Annotated in this window: 15 protein-coding genes and 2 pseudogenes; 6 read left to right on the forward strand and 11 right to left on the reverse strand. The window is 40.3% G+C overall.

What is annotated here, in order from left to right; translation table 11 throughout:
* Nucleotides 1-368: 368 nt before the first annotated feature.
* The 7 genes from thyD to ANSO36C_RS12365 all read right to left on the reverse strand — a co-directional run bounded on the left by thyD (nucleotide 369) and on the right by ANSO36C_RS12365 (nucleotide 8,225).
* Nucleotides 369-1,301, reverse strand: a complete 933-nt coding sequence (gene thyD, locus ANSO36C_RS12335) for a thylakoid membrane protein ThyD (RefSeq protein ID WP_251959764.1) — start codon at nucleotides 1,299-1,301, stop codon at nucleotides 369-371.
* A complete protein-coding gene (locus ANSO36C_RS12340; RefSeq protein WP_251959765.1) occupies nucleotides 1,261-1,662 on the reverse strand; it encodes an FHA domain-containing protein in 402 nt (133 codons plus the stop codon). The genes thyD and ANSO36C_RS12340 overlap by 41 nt, the downstream gene beginning before the upstream one ends.
* A 264-nt stretch (nucleotides 1,663-1,926) precedes the next feature.
* Complete coding sequence (locus ANSO36C_RS12345; RefSeq protein ID WP_251959766.1) at nucleotides 1,927-4,380, reverse strand: heavy metal translocating P-type ATPase; 2,454 nt, start codon at nucleotides 4,378-4,380, stop codon at nucleotides 1,927-1,929.
* Between the two features lie 404 nt (nucleotides 4,381-4,784).
* Nucleotides 4,785-5,261: a DUF2752 domain-containing protein gene (locus ANSO36C_RS12350; protein ID WP_251960319.1), complete on the reverse strand. Its 477-nt coding sequence runs from the start codon at nucleotides 5,259-5,261 to the stop codon at nucleotides 4,785-4,787.
* Nucleotides 5,262-5,287: 26 nt separating this feature from the next.
* The gene (locus ANSO36C_RS12355) at nucleotides 5,288-5,554 is read right to left on the reverse strand and encodes a TM2 domain-containing protein (protein ID WP_251959767.1); all 267 of its coding nucleotides are present in this window, start codon (nucleotides 5,552-5,554) and stop codon (nucleotides 5,288-5,290) included.
* Nucleotides 5,555-5,900: 346 nt separating this feature from the next.
* Entirely contained in the window at nucleotides 5,901-6,176 is a 276-nt protein-coding gene (locus ANSO36C_RS12360) for a TM2 domain-containing protein (protein WP_251959768.1), read from the reverse strand.
* Nucleotides 6,177-6,650: 474 nt separating this feature from the next.
* Nucleotides 6,651-8,225 (reverse strand): CPBP family intramembrane glutamic endopeptidase, encoded by a 1,575-nt coding sequence (locus tag ANSO36C_RS12365; protein WP_251959769.1) that lies wholly within the window; start codon nucleotides 8,223-8,225, stop codon nucleotides 6,651-6,653.
* Between the two features lie 114 nt (nucleotides 8,226-8,339).
* Here ANSO36C_RS12365 and ANSO36C_RS12370 point away from each other — a divergent pair, with 114 nt between their 5' ends.
* Nucleotides 8,340-9,038, forward strand: coding sequence for a Uma2 family endonuclease (locus tag ANSO36C_RS12370; RefSeq protein ID WP_251960320.1), 699 nt, complete (start codon nucleotides 8,340-8,342; stop codon nucleotides 9,036-9,038).
* A gap of 91 nt (nucleotides 9,039-9,129) precedes the next feature.
* Here the strand turns inward: ANSO36C_RS12370 and ANSO36C_RS12375 are convergent, their stop codons facing one another.
* The gene (locus ANSO36C_RS12375; protein WP_251959770.1) at nucleotides 9,130-10,605 is read right to left on the reverse strand and encodes a hypothetical protein; all 1,476 of its coding nucleotides are present in this window, start codon (nucleotides 10,603-10,605) and stop codon (nucleotides 9,130-9,132) included.
* A gap of 411 nt (nucleotides 10,606-11,016) precedes the next feature.
* Here ANSO36C_RS12375 and ANSO36C_RS12380 point away from each other — a divergent pair.
* Nucleotides 11,017-12,080, forward strand: a pseudogene (locus ANSO36C_RS12380) (ISAzo13 family transposase).
* Here the strand turns inward: ANSO36C_RS12380 and ANSO36C_RS12385 are convergent.
* Nucleotides 12,045-13,109 (reverse strand): annotated as a pseudogene (locus ANSO36C_RS12385) (IS701 family transposase). The pseudogenes ANSO36C_RS12380 and ANSO36C_RS12385 sit on opposite strands and share 36 nt — an antisense overlap.
* 217 nt (nucleotides 13,110-13,326) lie before the next feature.
* On the opposite strand from ANSO36C_RS12385, the gene ANSO36C_RS12390 reads away from it, so the two are divergent.
* Complete coding sequence (locus ANSO36C_RS12390; RefSeq protein ID WP_251959771.1) at nucleotides 13,327-13,479, forward strand: hypothetical protein; 153 nt, start codon at nucleotides 13,327-13,329, stop codon at nucleotides 13,477-13,479.
* A 41-nt stretch (nucleotides 13,480-13,520) separates the two neighbouring features.
* Here the strand turns inward: ANSO36C_RS12390 and ANSO36C_RS33885 are convergent, their stop codons facing one another.
* Nucleotides 13,521-13,649, reverse strand: coding sequence for a hypothetical protein (locus ANSO36C_RS33885; RefSeq protein ID WP_267145369.1), 129 nt, complete (start codon nucleotides 13,647-13,649; stop codon nucleotides 13,521-13,523).
* A gap of 97 nt (nucleotides 13,650-13,746) precedes the next feature.
* On the opposite strand from ANSO36C_RS33885, the gene ANSO36C_RS12395 reads away from it, so the two are divergent.
* The 3 genes from ANSO36C_RS12395 to ANSO36C_RS12405 all read left to right on the forward strand — a co-directional run bounded on the left by ANSO36C_RS12395 (nucleotide 13,747) and on the right by ANSO36C_RS12405 (nucleotide 14,872).
* The gene (locus tag ANSO36C_RS12395; protein ID WP_251959772.1) at nucleotides 13,747-13,992 is read left to right on the forward strand and encodes a ParB N-terminal domain-containing protein; all 246 of its coding nucleotides are present in this window, start codon (nucleotides 13,747-13,749) and stop codon (nucleotides 13,990-13,992) included.
* Between the two features lie 119 nt (nucleotides 13,993-14,111).
* Entirely contained in the window at nucleotides 14,112-14,621 is a 510-nt protein-coding gene (locus tag ANSO36C_RS12400) for a hypothetical protein (RefSeq protein ID WP_251959773.1), read from the forward strand.
* Between the two features lie 2 nt (nucleotides 14,622-14,623).
* Nucleotides 14,624-14,872 (forward strand): hypothetical protein, encoded by a 249-nt coding sequence (locus tag ANSO36C_RS12405; RefSeq protein WP_251959774.1) that lies wholly within the window; start codon nucleotides 14,624-14,626, stop codon nucleotides 14,870-14,872.
* Between the two features lie 64 nt (nucleotides 14,873-14,936).
* Here the strand turns inward: ANSO36C_RS12405 and ANSO36C_RS12410 are convergent, their stop codons facing one another.
* Nucleotides 14,937-15,569: a Uma2 family endonuclease gene (locus tag ANSO36C_RS12410; RefSeq protein WP_251959775.1), complete on the reverse strand. Its 633-nt coding sequence runs from the start codon at nucleotides 15,567-15,569 to the stop codon at nucleotides 14,937-14,939.
* Nucleotides 15,570-15,605: the final 36 nt, after the last annotated feature.

Genomic DNA, 15,605 nt, shown 5'->3' on the forward strand with positions numbered 1-15,605 from the left:
ATCAAAGCAATATTGATGGAACCAAGACACTCCATATCCTTTATACCAAACTTCAGTTTCCCATTCCCTAACAAATTCTGGAAAGTCTAATATATAAATAATTTATAGAATTGCTATATAGTTACATCTTAACTTGGTAAAATCTTCATATTAATCAGTAAATACGCGCAATTGTTTCTTATTTTTAGGCGTAGACATAACATGAATATTGATTTTGAAGCAATAGAGTAGTGGTTTTAACAATGTGCTGTGGAGTTTTTCGATTTGTGGGGAGGCGGTGCGATCGCACTTGCAGATAAAATTTAAAGAGAGTAATAAACTACTCTTGTTATTTTGTGCTGGAATCATTCCCCCCTCCCCACTCCCTTTTAATTAAGAATTTGTGTTAGCGCTGATTGCAAATTTGGATATTTGTACTCAAAGCCTGTCTCCAGTATGCGCTTGGGGATGACTTTCTGACCTTCTAAAACTACTATAGCCCCGTCTCCTAAAAGAGCTTCAATTGCAAAAGCAGGAACAGGCAACCAAGAAGGGCGATTCATGACTTGTCCCAGAGTTTGGCTTAAATCTGCCATTTTGACTGGGTTCGGGGCAGTGGCATTATATACATCTTCTATTTCCGGTTTAGTTAAAGCTTGCACAATTAAGCTAACTAAGTCGTCTACGTGAATCCATGAGAACCACTGACGCCCACTGCCAATAGGCCCACCAGCGAAGAGTTTAAAAGGCGGAATCATCTTACCTAAAACGCCACCATTACCCAAAACAATCCCAAAACGCAGAATCACTAGCCGCACACCAGCATCTTTTACCTTTTTCGCTTCTGCTTCCCAAGTTTGGCAGACTTGGGCAAGAAAATCCTTACCAGATAGACTTGTTTCCTCAAAGGTTGCCGTTTCACTAGTGCCGTAATAACCAATAGCCGAAGCGTTAATTAACACGCTAGTTTTAGAATTAGCGTTGGTTTTTGCGTTGGTTATTGCTTCAACTATTTTTTGTGTACCTAGCTTCCGGCTGTTGAGGATTTCTTGTTTGCGTTCTGGTGTCCAGCGTCCTTCACCAATGGGTTCTCCTGCCAGATTAACTACGCCATCACAACTAGCGATGACACTTTGCCAAGAACCAGAAGCATTTGGTGTATAGGAAACAATTTCTAGATTTGGGAAAGCCCCAGATGGAAAAACCTTTTGAGCAAGAGCAGTATTCCGAGTTAATACCACTATTTTATGACTTTCTCCGTGGAGTCGTCGTACCAAAAGATTACCGACAAATCCTGTTGCTCCAGTAATTGCGACTTTCATTTTCTACCTCAGCCAAACCTTTAAGGTAATAAATGGCACGTACTTGAGGGCCAAAAACGATCTCGTCTTCATTTCTGAGATCGTGGGCTGGTATCTTGCGTCCATTAATCATTAAACCATTAGAACTAGGCTTACCTTTGGCATCGCCATCTACAATCCGATAATAGTAGCTATGACTATTATGCTCTCGTGGCAATCTTACTAATGTGGCATGGCGGCGGGAGACAAACTGCGACATTAAACGGATATTACATTCGCGATCTCTACCGATAGAGTAGACGGGGTGCTCCAGAGAAAATTCTTTGCGACCTTGATCGTCTTCAATAATCAGTAGATGGTTTTCATTGGTTTCTGCTGCCATTGACAAATCGGTGGAACTGTGATTTTTTACTCAAAAATTTTTTTAGTATCGTATCCTGCTATTTTCGCGCACCATAAGTTTGTGGTGGTGATCTAAATAAGCTTTAAAATTGCATAATACCTTGAAAGAGTAGAACATGGCCGTTCTACTCCACTAGCTAGATAGCTTTGTCAAGTGTTTGAAGAAGCTTTGTGCGACTCAGTTTAACTTCAGATAGGAATAACCAAGATTTGTGCTTGGAAATTTTAGGTGTAAAAAAGTATTCTACGAGTGATGAGCTAATCGCCGTAATAATATTGAGTTTGTGACGACGCTAACAGAGCTAAAAGCCATTAATGCAGCAGCACCAGAGGGGTTAAGAACAAAACCCAGACTAGGGAACAAAACGCCTGCTGCTAAAGGTATCCCAACTGTATTATATGCAAAAGCCCAGAATAAATTTTGGCGGATTTTGTTGAAAGTGGCGCGACTAAGCTGAATAGATTCGACGACATCGTTTAAGCGATCGCGCATTAGGACAATTTCAGCAGTTTCCATTGCTACATCTGTCCCGGAGTGTAAAGCAATTCCTACATCTGCTTGGGATAAAGCTGGAGCATCGTTGATTCCATCTCCTACCATTGCGATTATTGAGTGGGGAGTTTTCTTTGTTCCCTTGTCTCCTTGTCTCCTTGTGCCTTCTAACTGGAGTGCTTGTATTGCAGCCGCTTTTTTAGCTGGGGGAACACCTGCTATGACATCAGCACTATCTAAACCTAGTTGTTTGGCTATGGCGTTAGCTGCTTCTTGGCGATCGCCACTGAGCAGCATTACCCGTAAACCCATCTGACGCAATTTGTCTACGGTGGATTGAGCATCTGGTCTGAGGGTATCAGAAACAGCAATTAACCCGGCTAAAGTTCCCCCAACTGCTACGCAAACGACTGTTTTGCCATCTGTTGCCAAATCCTGTGCTACCTGTTGTGCAGTTTCGTTAATAGCAATGCCGTGCCAACTCAACCAGTCCCAGTTACCTAATAGTACAACTTTGTCTTCTACCACAGCAGATACCCCTAGTCCTGGTTCTGTGTGAAAGTCCACAGCCTCTGGAATAGATAATTGTTGCTGTTGTGCTTCTTGCTGAATCGCTCTTGCTAGGGGGTGGTGAGTACCGCTTTCTACTGCGGCTGCTAGTTGAATTAGGGATGAGGGGGATGAGGAAGAATAATGATGTTCGCTTACTACCTCATCTCCTCCAATTAACAGACAATCTGTAACGATGGGATTACCCGTGGTCAAAGTGCCAGTTTTATCAAAGACTACGGTGTTTAACTGGTGTACTTTTTCTAAAACGTCGCCGCCTTTGATTAATAGACCCCGTTCTGCGCCCATAGCAGTCCCGACAAGAATTGCTGTTGGTGTGGCAAGTCCCAAAGCACAGGGGCAGGCGACTACCATAACTGCGATCGCTAGTTTTAAACTAATTAATAAAGGGGAGTGGGGAGCTTGATATGTAGCGTGGCTCATCATTTCCATGCCACCAGACATGCTGACATTAGCCCAGATGTGAGTGCCGAAAAAGTACCAAAAGACAAATGTTAATACAGATGCCGTCAGCACTCCGTAGGTAAAGTAACCAGCTACTGTATCTGCTAATTTCTGTACTGGAGCTTTTCGAGTTTGGGCGGCTTCGACTAGGGCGACAATTCGAGCTAAAGTTGTATCACTTCCAGTCCGGGTTGTCTGAATAGCGATCGCTCCTGACTGGTTTAGCGTCCCTCCTGTCACCATATCGCCTGGTTGCTTAATCACTGGCACGGCTTCCCCAGTCAACATGGATTCATCCACCGTTGTTTTACCAACCACTACTTCACCATCGACAGGGATTTTATCACCTGGCAGCACTTGTACCCATTCACCAACACGCACCTGTTCAGCAGGAATCTCCACGCTAGAAGATCCCATTCCTCCTTTTTCTGGGTTGGCAATCAATCGCGCTACCTGTGGCTGGAGTGCTAGCAATTTCCTAAATGCGGCAGCAGCGCGACCTCTAGCTTGTTGTTCTAATGTCCTTCCCAAAAGAATAAAACCCAGCATCATCACTGGTTCGTCAAAGAAGCACTCCCAACCCATTTTTGGAAAGAGCAGCGCGACTAAACTAGCAATGTAGGCTGTCAGCGTTCCTAAGCCCACCAGAGTGTTCATGTTAGGCGCATTTCGCCGCCAGCCCAGCCAGCCATCTACTAAAATCGGGCGGCCGGGAATTAATAGCGCTACTGTCGCCAGTCCACAGTGAAACCAGATGTTATTTAGCACTGGTAGCACTGAGCTACCAAGATTACCAAAATGTCCACTTCCCGATAATAATAGTAAGATTGCAGCGATCGCTAACTGCCTAAAAGAAGAGCGCATTTCTCGGCGTTGTCGTTCTGCTGGGTCTAGTAAGGTAGATATCTCGCCTGCGACTGCGCCATTAGGTTTTCGGGGTTGAGTCGGGAATCCAACGGCTGTTAATCTCTGTGCTAGTGCATCTGCATCTACTGCACCAGTTTCTGACTCTACAACTGCTACCTCTGTGGCCAGGTTCACACAGGCACTCTTGACTCCTGGATGTTGGGTTAGCTGTCGCTCTACTGCATTCACACACCCCGCACACTTCATACCCCCAACATCGAGAATAATTTTCTCTAAAATTGGGTCAAATTCTGGGACTAGGTTAGTTTTTGGGACAAGTTGCATGGCAAGTGTTTAGATTCGCTACAGAAATTCAACGCCTGACTAAAAGCGTCTCTAATTTGAGCGTAGGCTAAATATGGAACTACGACTGTATGTCAACCCTATTAAATTTCTTAATTTCTCGTATCTCGCTAAGGGTCAATCACGGCTCCAGCGTAGATAAGTCACATAAATGATAGCTCCAACCTGCATTGGCATGAGAACAATCAGGCTTTTCCAAAAATTGTCAATTTCCAAATTAGACATGGCGCTGAAATAGCCAAAGCCCAATAACAAGAAGAGTATCCAGATCAGCTGTTTACGTTTAATGGTTAGCATAGCAATAGAATTCAGAATTTTTTAGCAAAAATATCTAGTTATACCTATAAATCTGTACAGAATAAGCAATAACTTCAATTCATTGTTATTCAAAAAAGAAGTTTACCCAAGGGTGAGTTAATAAAAGAAAGATACATTTCCTCTGTTTGTGACATATTATACAAACGGATAATATGGTAGGTTAAAACTGAAAATAGCCCTATAATCTGTAATTTTCTTTGTTTGACTAGATGAGAATAAAATGCTGTAATTCGACGTTTTGTCAGTAGTTCCAGAGCTATATGAATTGCCACAATTACAAAACTAGCAAATAAAACTGGGCCGAATAAATTTTCTGCTACTGCTTGAACCAAATCTCCTTGGGCAATAGCTATAAAAGAGCGAGTCATCCCACAAGTTGGACATGGAATTCCAGTCAAATGCCGTATTGGACAAACTAAGAATCCTATTCTATAGCCTTGGTGATAAAAATAAGTACCAATTAGGGGTGTACAGGAGAATCCTAGTAAACCCCAACGAACTAATTTACCGTGGGATGACAAAGGATAAGGAGATAATTGAAACACCAATGCACATTAAATTAAAACGGCAATCAAAACCAGCCTTTCTTCTCGACGATGTAAGCATTGAGGAATTCTTCATCAGTCTTGGTTAAGTAGATAATACCCTCAACCAAACCAACAACTCCCATTATTACCCCACCAAAACCACATGTGAGTATGGTAACAAGCAGCATGATTAGACCTTCGGTAGTGTAACCAAGAATAAACTTGTGAATACCTAATCCTCCTAACAAGATAGCGCAGATGCCAGCTGCAATTTTTTTGCTGCTACCATCACTGGGGTTAATGTTAGACACTATGAGAATACTCCTCAACTATAAATAACATCACCAATTTTAATGTAATTATTCTTACTTGGCATCTGCATATATCTAATAGTAATAAATTGTCAAATTTTAACTCATCCAGAATAGAAATAAGTACTTTATAAGATCAAACTTCACCCTCAATCCCTCTGTTTAGCAAGAAGAGAAATTGAGGGTGAGATTTGGCGTTGCTGATTTCATGTATGAAAATGATTCTGCATGATATCAAAATCCTTGTAGAGACTTTGCATTGCAACATCTCTACATCTGGATTCATACCGCAATTGGGCAACGCCTGAGATTTTATATTTAATTTAACCCACTTACTTATAAATTTTTAGAACCAGCCCTGCTTATTCACAAAGTAGGTATTTACAAATTCTTCAGGCGGCTTATTCAAGTAGATCATACCTTCAATTAAACCGACCAGTAGCATAACTAACAAGGCAATCCCGTAAGTAAAAGAACCTCCGACTACAGAAATCACCAACATGATAAAACCTTCTGGAGCGTATCCTAGAATAAATTTATGAACCCCAAATCCTCCCAGGATAATGCCACAGTAACCAGCTAGAAGTTGTTTGGTAGGGTGAGTGGGGTTGAAATTTGACATATTAAGTGCTGCTCCTTGATAAGTGAGGTATAAAAATAAAGTCTTTATTGTAATCAAAGCAAATACATTTACTTGCTTAATACATATATTTTTAATTTTTTAAGTACAAGTAAGCCCCAAGATAAATAGCCAAAATCAGCGTATTTCTATTTCAGAGGGTACGTTAAAATTTCTCCCGACTATACCGGAAAATCTGGCGCTCCTTATCCTTAATAACTTTTGGTAGATTTGACGATCGCAAACCCTGGTGCGGCAATTTCGCTTTATCTTGAGAAGAATGAACCTCAATAATCAGCGAAAACTGCTACATCACTTTTTACAAGTCCATCAGTATTATTTCCGGATTTTTTCGCTATCGCTTCCAGGGGGCGTGAAACGCGATCGCACCAACAACGAGATATAACTAGTAAATTGTTCTTACATAAGCAGATAGAATCAGATATTTTTATTTTTGGCAACAGTAATTATTTTGTACTAATTGCTACCTAAAACGAATAAACTTAATAATGTACCACTATTCCACAGACTGTGGAGGAGCATAGGAGCAAGGAGGTTGCGCGATCGCGTGTAAACTACGCCTAAAACGATCCCCAATGCCGTGAGGGGAAGAATTTCTGACAAGCTGAGGTGAGCGATCGCAAACAACAAACTACTGATTAGAATCGCTCCCCACACGGGTAAGTAGCGAGTTAAAGAGGGTAGCAAAAAGCCGCGAAACAGAATTTCTTCAAAAAATGGAGCTGCGATCGCTGCTGTGGAGAAAAATATGCCAAGTGCTACACCATCTTGGCTTTCCAGCGCTAATTGCAATAGAGGGTTACTACCACCCTGTCCTTGCCATAGCTGTTGATTGATTAAAGATACCACCACAACTATAGGTAAAGCCGCGCAATAGCCTCCTAGTCCCCACAAAAACCATTTATCTTGAAAACGGAAGCGAAACCAAAATTCTGGTAACGGAAAAAAGCTCTTGAGAGAAAAATACAGCACTAACAGCGCACCCAATGCGACTAGAAAGTAACTAACTAAAACATAAAAAGCCTGAAGTCGCACATCACCCACAGGACGAGGGATGGGGAGCAGCGATAGCAATAAAGGGACAAAAATTTGCCCCATGAAGAAAAAGCCGACGATAAAAACCTGTAAAATGGTTTCACCATCCCAAGGTGTTGACCAAGGGACATCAGCATTTTGAGCTAGTAACGAGGCTTTTCCTTTTAACAAGCGTTGAGCAACTAAGAAAATCAGCAGTATTAAACCAATTAAAGCTGCCAAAGTGGGGATAGTGCCAATAACTGCTAATTTCATTACTGCTTGAGCCGAAGATTCTTGTAGTGCAGCTTTAACTGCTGATAAAGCGTCTTGTCGTTGCTGGAGTTGGTATAGCTGAACCAAAGCAGTAGAGCGAAACCAACCTTCTAAATTCTTTTGAATCCGTTCTTGAGAATTTTGAAGCAGACGAGGAGGATTGCTCCACAGTCCACTTAATACAGCTGCGGTTTCTTCAAATTCTGGATTGATATCTGAGCGTTGTTGTAATTCGCTCCAAGTTTTGAGTGCTGTATCCGTCTGTCCTTGTTGTGCTTGTAAAATTCCTAGGCGCAAGTCTAATTCAACCAGTAATTTTTGTAATTGTTTGAGGGACTGCTGTAACTCTTGCTGTCCCTGTTTAGAAGTTTTAGTAGTGCGGGGAACATCCGGTAAAGGTTTCGCAGGTATGGGAGTTATTTCAGGTTGAGAACGTAATTGTGCAAGTTTATTATTAACTTTGTCTAAATTAGCTGCAACTGATTGACGCGCCTCTTGATACTGCTTTGTGGCGCTTTCCAGGGGTTGCTCACCAAGTATTGCTTCCTGAACCGCCTGGAGATTGCGATCGCTGCTATCTTCTGATTGCCAAGCTTGAGCTTGTAAAGCAATATTAGTTTGGTATAGTTCTAGGCGACTTTGAAACTGAGGTTCTTGCCAACTACTGAATAAAGCCGAAACTGCCAACAGAACTGCTATCGGTGTCAGTATAAAAATTAAAACTAATCGCTTGAGTGTCATCTATCCCTCTTTATAGTAGCCAGTGGAGAGCGCGTCCCCCTTGGGAATTATCGCAAGAAAAAGTCAGAGGTGGATAGATATCATCAATATTATAAGTTTGCGATCGCACCCACCATGTTAAATTACAACCCATTGCACTGCTTACCCTCCGCCGAGGATCTGCCCGATTCTGACTATACACCTGTGGACAATGAACTACAAGATTTAATTCCCAGCTTGCTCAAAGCCATCCTCGCTTGTTTGTGGACAAACCGGATGGATTGGTTTTTTGGGGTTGATATGGGGATATATTACGATCCCGAATTACTGCCGATTGTACCCGATGGGTTTTTAAGCTTAGGAGTCGAGCGAGTTTTTGATGAAAACTTGCGCTTGAGTTATGTGTTGTGGGAAGAAAGAGTTATGCCAATCGTGGCGCTGGAGGTGGTTTCTCATAAACGGCGTGGGGAATACAGCAGCAAAAATAAAATGTATGCTGAGATGGAGATTTTGTATTATGTTGTTTATAATCCCCAACGCCGTAGAAAAGCGCCTTTAGAAGTTTACCGATTAGTAAATGGTGAATATGTATTGCAGCGAGGAAATCCTGTTTGGTTAACAGAGATAGGTTTAGGAATTGGTCATGAACGGGGAACCTATCAGGGAATTACGCGGGATTGGTTGTATTGGTATGACAAACAAGGAGTCAGATATTTAACACCAGAAGAACGAGCGATCGCTGCCGAACAACGCGCTACCACTGCCGAACAACGCGCCGACAGGCTGGCACAAGAATTGCGAAGGTTGGGGATAGATCCAGATTCTTTGAGTTGATTTTGTGGGGTGCGATCGCTTTGATTACACTCTTACTAGTGATTGGATAAATTATCCCAAATCCTGTTACCTCCTATCACCCTCCGTTAACCTAGACAATACCGTAGATATCACAAAACTGAGTAAATTCGCTTCCTCCAAAGATTGTAGTCCCAATTGGGGTAAGGGTGACAGTATTGTTAAATTGAAAAGGAATAACACCAGGTGATGCACCTAACGTAACAGTTAGTGAGTCTAGCACCGAGGAAAGTCCTAGATTAGAATCAGTTAGCAATGCATTGCCTAAATTGTTGTTTACGACTTCAAAAGAGTCATTGGGATGAGAATAATTTGTAAGATAATCTTCAATGAAATTACCAAGAGAGATGACATCTTTGAAGCCGCTTGGGTCGATTCCATCAATATAATCCAAGTTGACGGCGACATCAGCAACACTAGCACCGTCAATAGGAAGTAAAATATCTTCTAATTGAAATGAGACAATATCATTAATATCACCATTGGCTGTGCGGGTAATTGTGGTGTCAAATTGGAAAGGAATAATTTTTGGTGACACATCCAGATTAACGCTTAATGAGTCCAATACCCCAGATAGCCCTATATTGCTATCATTTAGTAATCCTTGGGTAAGGTCGCGATTGAGGACTTCATAAAGACCTGCTTCTACTGGATAATTTGCCAAGAAATCTTTAATGTAATTACCGATGGGTATGACATCTTTAAATACACTTGAGTCAATTCCATCAACATAATCTAAATTAACAGTTACATCGGCAACTATACCACCATCAATTGGAGATGTAACGTCTTCTAAACGAAATGAAATAATATCATTTATGTTACCATTTGGGGTACGAGTATTTGTGGTGTCAAATTGGAAAGGAATAATTTTTGGCGACACATCCAGATTAACGCTTAATGAGTCCAATACCCCAGATAGCCCTATATTGCTATCATTTAGTAATCCTTGGGTAAGGTTGCGATTGAGGACTTCATAAAGACCTGCTTCTACTGGATAATTTGCCAAGAAATCTTTAATGTAATTACCGATGGGTATGACATCTTTAAATACACTTGAGTCAATTCCATCAACATAATCTAAATTAACAGTTACATCGGCAACTATACCACCATCAATTGGAGATGTAACGTCTTCTAAACGAAATGAAATAATATCGTTTATGTCACTATTTTGGGTACGAGTACTTGTGCTGTCAAATTGGAAAGGAATAATGGCAGGTGCGACATCAAGATTCACACTTAAAGAGTCTAGCACCTCAGAAAGCCCTAAATTGTCATCAGTTAGCAGTTCTTCCGTGAGATTGCGATTGATAACTTCAAATAAGTCATTGGGATTATTTGGATAATTGGTCAGGTAATCTTTGATCTTATTAGCAATGGGTACGACATTTTTTAATTCACTTGGGTTCAGCCCATCGATATAATCCAAGTTAACTGTAACATCAGCAACTTCGTTATTCTCCACTTGAAGTCGAATGTCTTCTAACTTAAACGAAACTAAGTTAGATTTGCTTGTTATGCTATCGAAAATGGATTCGTGTGACATAATCTAATTTTTTCAGACAATTTTCTCATTTTTTAATTCTTAGAATACCAAAGTTGGGGTAAATTTTCACATTCCTGTACATTAAATAGGACTTACGCATTGACAAAAAGAATCATCTATGAAGTCTAGATAATGCCATCACTGCTAAGGTTTGCAAAAATATGCTCACGTACAACTAAGGGACTTGCAAGAAAATAAAATACCAGCCATTCTAGAAGAGAAGAAGCGGTGAACTGTCCGCGCCTAGTTTAAATATCTAGAATGGGAATCCCTCAATTCATGCTCACCGACACCATCAAATCGACCTTTAAAGATGCAGCACAGAAACTGACTAGCAATCGCAAACGAGATTTCATGGCAAAAGTTACCGAAGATTACTTCGATAGTTCAGCACGCATTGCAGAAACCGTTATGGGATGGAATCGCCAGAGTGTGCAACTCGGCTTGCATGAAAGGCGGACGGGGATAGTCTGTGTAGAGAATTATCAGGCAAGGGGACGACACAATAGTATTGAGGTATTGCCCAACTTAGAAGCAGATATTCGTTCATTGGTGGATGCTCAAGCTCAAGCCGACCCTAAATTTCAATCGACCTTTCTGTATGCCCGCATTAGTGCCAGAGCAGTAAGAGAAGCATTAGTAAGTGTTCATGGCTATAACGAGAGCGAATTGCCATCTCGTCAAACTTGTGGAGAAATTCTCAATCGCTTAGGGTATCGCCTAAAAAAACACAAAAAACGAAACCCTTGAAAAAGATTCCGCAAACTGATGCCATTTTCGAGAATGTGTTCCGGGAGAATCAGGCATCAGATGAAAACCCCAAATCGTTGCGAGTGTCTATAGATACTAAAGCTAAGGTGAAGATTGGCAACCTTTCTAGAGGCGGTAAAGCTCGGACAATGGAGGCGAAAGCTGCTGATGACCACGATACACAGTGGTCATCAGTCTTAGTTCCCTTTGGCATTCTCAATACACATAATGACCAGCTATCGATTTACTTGGGTCAGTCGGCGGAAACCAGTGATTTTATCGTCGATTGTTTAACCGCTTGGTGGCATGAGAATCAACACAATTACCTGGAACTTGATGAGTGGGTGATTGATCTTGATGGCGGTGCCGCTACTCGCAGTAACCGCACACAATTTATCAAACGCATGGTTGAGTTGTCTTGTGCAATTAATTTAAAAATTCGACTGATTTATTATCCCCCTTACCATAGCAAGTACAATCCAATAGAGCGGTGTTGGGCTGCCTTGGAGAACTATTGGAATGGTGCGATTTTAGATTCTGTTGCCGCCGCAGCACAATGGGCCGCCAATATGACTTGGAAAGGAATTGCTCCCATTGTACATCTGGTTCAAACCACATATCACAAAGGAATCAAGGTTCTCTCGCAAGAGTTAGAACAATACCAACCCCAATGGCAGCGTTCTGAAACATTACCCAAATGGGATATTACTATTGTCCCTGTTTAGCTGGTACTTTATTTTCTTGCAAGTCCCTAACGTGAACATATTCCGTTGTACTTCGTACCAATTGCTAATTATTTTTTCAGACCGCATAAACTCCAATCTAATAAAAGCTTGAAGTGAACAAAATATGTGAGTCTTGATTGCATAGGTATCCCTAACCATGAACCGACAAATTCCACATACTTGTTTTATGGCTCGATGAAAGGTTTCAATTCCCCAATGGGTATCATGAATTGTGATAAATTCATTTCTAGTTATATCCTTGATTCTTTCCTCATCTGGAACATAGAAAATATAGTGCGGAGCCGGAGACGCTCCGCCTCCGGTCTAGAGTCTTCTTTCTTGAAGTCTTTCCTAAACAACTTTATAAATCCAAATTCTTTCAGATGAGTTCTTAATCCTGACTCTGGAATCACCAGAGTACTTACCTGGCAATACTTATGTGGCTCATTTGAGACAGTTCTGTTTTTTTCAATCCCGAATAGAAAACCCCAATTTCTGGTTTTTTAGAAATTTTAAATTTTCTACTCCTGAATACCAACTATCTCCTGTTATTATTCTTGGTTTGACTCCCCAGCTTATTATTTCACTCACCATTTCTCTAAAATAATCGTTTTTTGTTTTCCCCTCCTTTTTGTCATATATTCTGTAGTTTATTGGTACTGAGTTACCATTAATATCGCTGTAATATAAAGTGATTAAATTTAAACCAATAATAGTTTTATGGGCTTTTCCTGACCAAAAATAACTGATTAATTCGGCATTTTTTGGGTCGCTGTAAATCTTTTCTATTACTGTATCGTCTACACTTAATATCCCTCCTACCAAATTAATGATTTTCTCTACTATGTTGAATAAATCTTTCGGTTCGTATCTCTCTCTCAACAAAAACCGATTCACACTATCATGTGAAACGTCTCCCAATATCTCTGCCAACCTACTGCACCCCCCAAACTTTGGCTCTGACAGCAAAAATAAGGTGTAGAGGTCTAGATTGCATTGTCCTGTCGATGGTTTAGTAATTTCTCTAATTGTCCGATACCTGTAAAGTAGACGACCCTTATTTATGAATTCACTATTTTGTTATTCTGTCAATGCGTAAGTCCTATTAAAGTATTATTATCCACTTTAAAGAGTTCGTGTCATTGCCCCAAATCCCTTATAAAAGTAGGGTTTTAGAGATGGACAATAATTGTTTAATGCACATCAAAACCAAAGAGGGATGCTTACGGCGGTAAACTACGTAGCAATGACAAACTTTGAACAGAGAAAAACCAAAATCAAGAAAGTACTTTGCTGCTTCTGTGGCGGCAATCGCGTTTTTGTAGTTTCCCCCGATGACTGGGATGGAAAACAAGCACTCAAAACAGAGCATTTAAAGCGGCTACTTTGCCCAATGTAGTTGCTCAATATAAGCTTATTTTAGATTGTAAATTACTTATCTTATTCACAATAAAGTAAAGCATCAAGTTTACCTGATTCGGTAAATTTTCTAGCAGCTAGTAAACAATGCAGTAATTCCACTTGCATGGCGTTCAGGAATGAGGTGCGATCGCATTTAGACTCAAACAAGCAATATATTTTGATTCTTTGCTCTTTTTAATACATTAACACCACTGTTAGATTAGAGTAGTACATCAGACACAGTGTGACTTCGTAATTATACTAAATGGCAAACATTCAGATTAAAGAACGCAAGATTGGTGAACTTCATCCACATCCAAAAAATGAAGGTATTTACGGCGACGAAGATATTGAGCAACTAGCTCAAGATATTGAAAGGTCTAAATGGGTCAAACCGCTTATTGTTACACCAGAGGGTACAATCATCAGTGGACATCGGCGTTGGAAAGCAGTGTCATCTCTTGGGTGGGTAACAGTTCCCGTTGAAGAACAAGAGTTTACTGATGAATAGCTGAATTAGAAGCTCTGTTACTGGAGAATGCTAACAGAGAAAAGACTATAGAACAAAAATGTCGAGAAGGATTAACTTGGGAGGCTATTGAGCGAACTAACTCTCGTCAGCGTATGCTTATGGCAAAGAAAGGATCTGGCGTAGGAAACACTAGGGACATTGTAGGGAAGAGGGTTGGTATAGGAACTGGTAAGACTTATGAAAAAGCTAGTAAAGTTGTATCAGCTATTGATGAGGCACTTTTAGTTGGTAATGTTGCAAAAGCAGAGGCATTGCGAAAGACATTGAACCACAAAAGTGTAAGTGCGGCTTTCAAAATGATTAGCAGTATTGAAAATATAAGTGAAACCCAACATAGCGAAACACAACACACACAAATGCAGTGGATATTAGCTAAATTAGGTCAACAGCTTTGTGGCTCAGTGTGGATTGCTTCTAATGATCGCTCACGTATATGGCAAAAAGAAGAATTAGGCAGCTTGAGTATGGATTCTTTGCCACAATTAGGAATTCGTGATGATGCACAAAAAACAATTGCGTTTATAGATGTAGTGTGGCTGAGTGGTGATAATCAATTACAGCAGCTTTCGAGGTTGAATTCACTACGTCTATTTACTCAGGTTTGCTAAGAATGGCAGATTTAGTTGCTCTTGTTCCAAATTTGAATTTTCCACTTTATGTAGTCGTTCCTCAGTCGCGCGTTGCGAAAGTTAAGAAGGAATTATCTAGACCCAGTTTTCAGGCTCTTAAGATGAATAAAAAATGTAATTGGATAGTGCTTGAAGATTTAGTCCAAGAATGGGAAGCTATTATGAAATATGGTACAGAATTAGATGCTATTAATAGGTTATCTGATAACCTCAATAAAATTAAAAAGTAAATCTAAGCGCACATGTTTTTTAGACAAAATTATCTGGTAATTAGCTTTATGAGTGAAGTATAATTTACTCTAACTTCTCTCTCAGCCAAGCGCGGAATGATTTGAGCAAAGCAATTTCACCCATACTTTTACTCTGCTCAATAAATCTGCTTATCTCACTCACCGATATTAGAGGAAAGGCAATACTAAAATTACACTCGACATATTCTCCCTCTATCAACTGATAAAATTTTAAATTTTGTCCATCATATTTCCAAAGTTCAGTTACACCCAACGCTGAATAAATCCCTAATTTGTTAACTGAACTGCTGGTAATGTCAATCTCAATTGCTAAGTCAGGCGGCGGATCATTTTCTAAATCTAAAGTTTGCTTACCCCTAATAGCTAGTTCATTCTGAATATAATAGCAAGTATCTGGCTCTATTCCCCGATTTGATATTTTCCGCTTCAATGTTGTAGAACCAGCGCTTCTAATTTCAATTCCTAATTCTTCAGCTAAAACTAGAATAAAACGGTCAAATTGAATTTTGGGGTTTTCATGTTCAAAAAGTGGAGTCATGATTTCTAAAACACCGCAGTCATAAGCAAAGCGAGAACCTCTATCCTCACCTGTATCTCTCAACAAGGCTTCAAAGGTTTCCCAGCTAATGTTATGTAACACTGTTCTTTGTTCAGCAGACGTTGATTTGACAAGCATATTAAAATCATTCGTAATTCGTAATTAATTCATGAT

Source organism: Nostoc cf. commune SO-36, from assembly GCF_023734775.1.
Classification (GTDB): domain Bacteria; phylum Cyanobacteriota; class Cyanobacteriia; order Cyanobacteriales; family Nostocaceae; genus Nostoc; species Nostoc commune_A.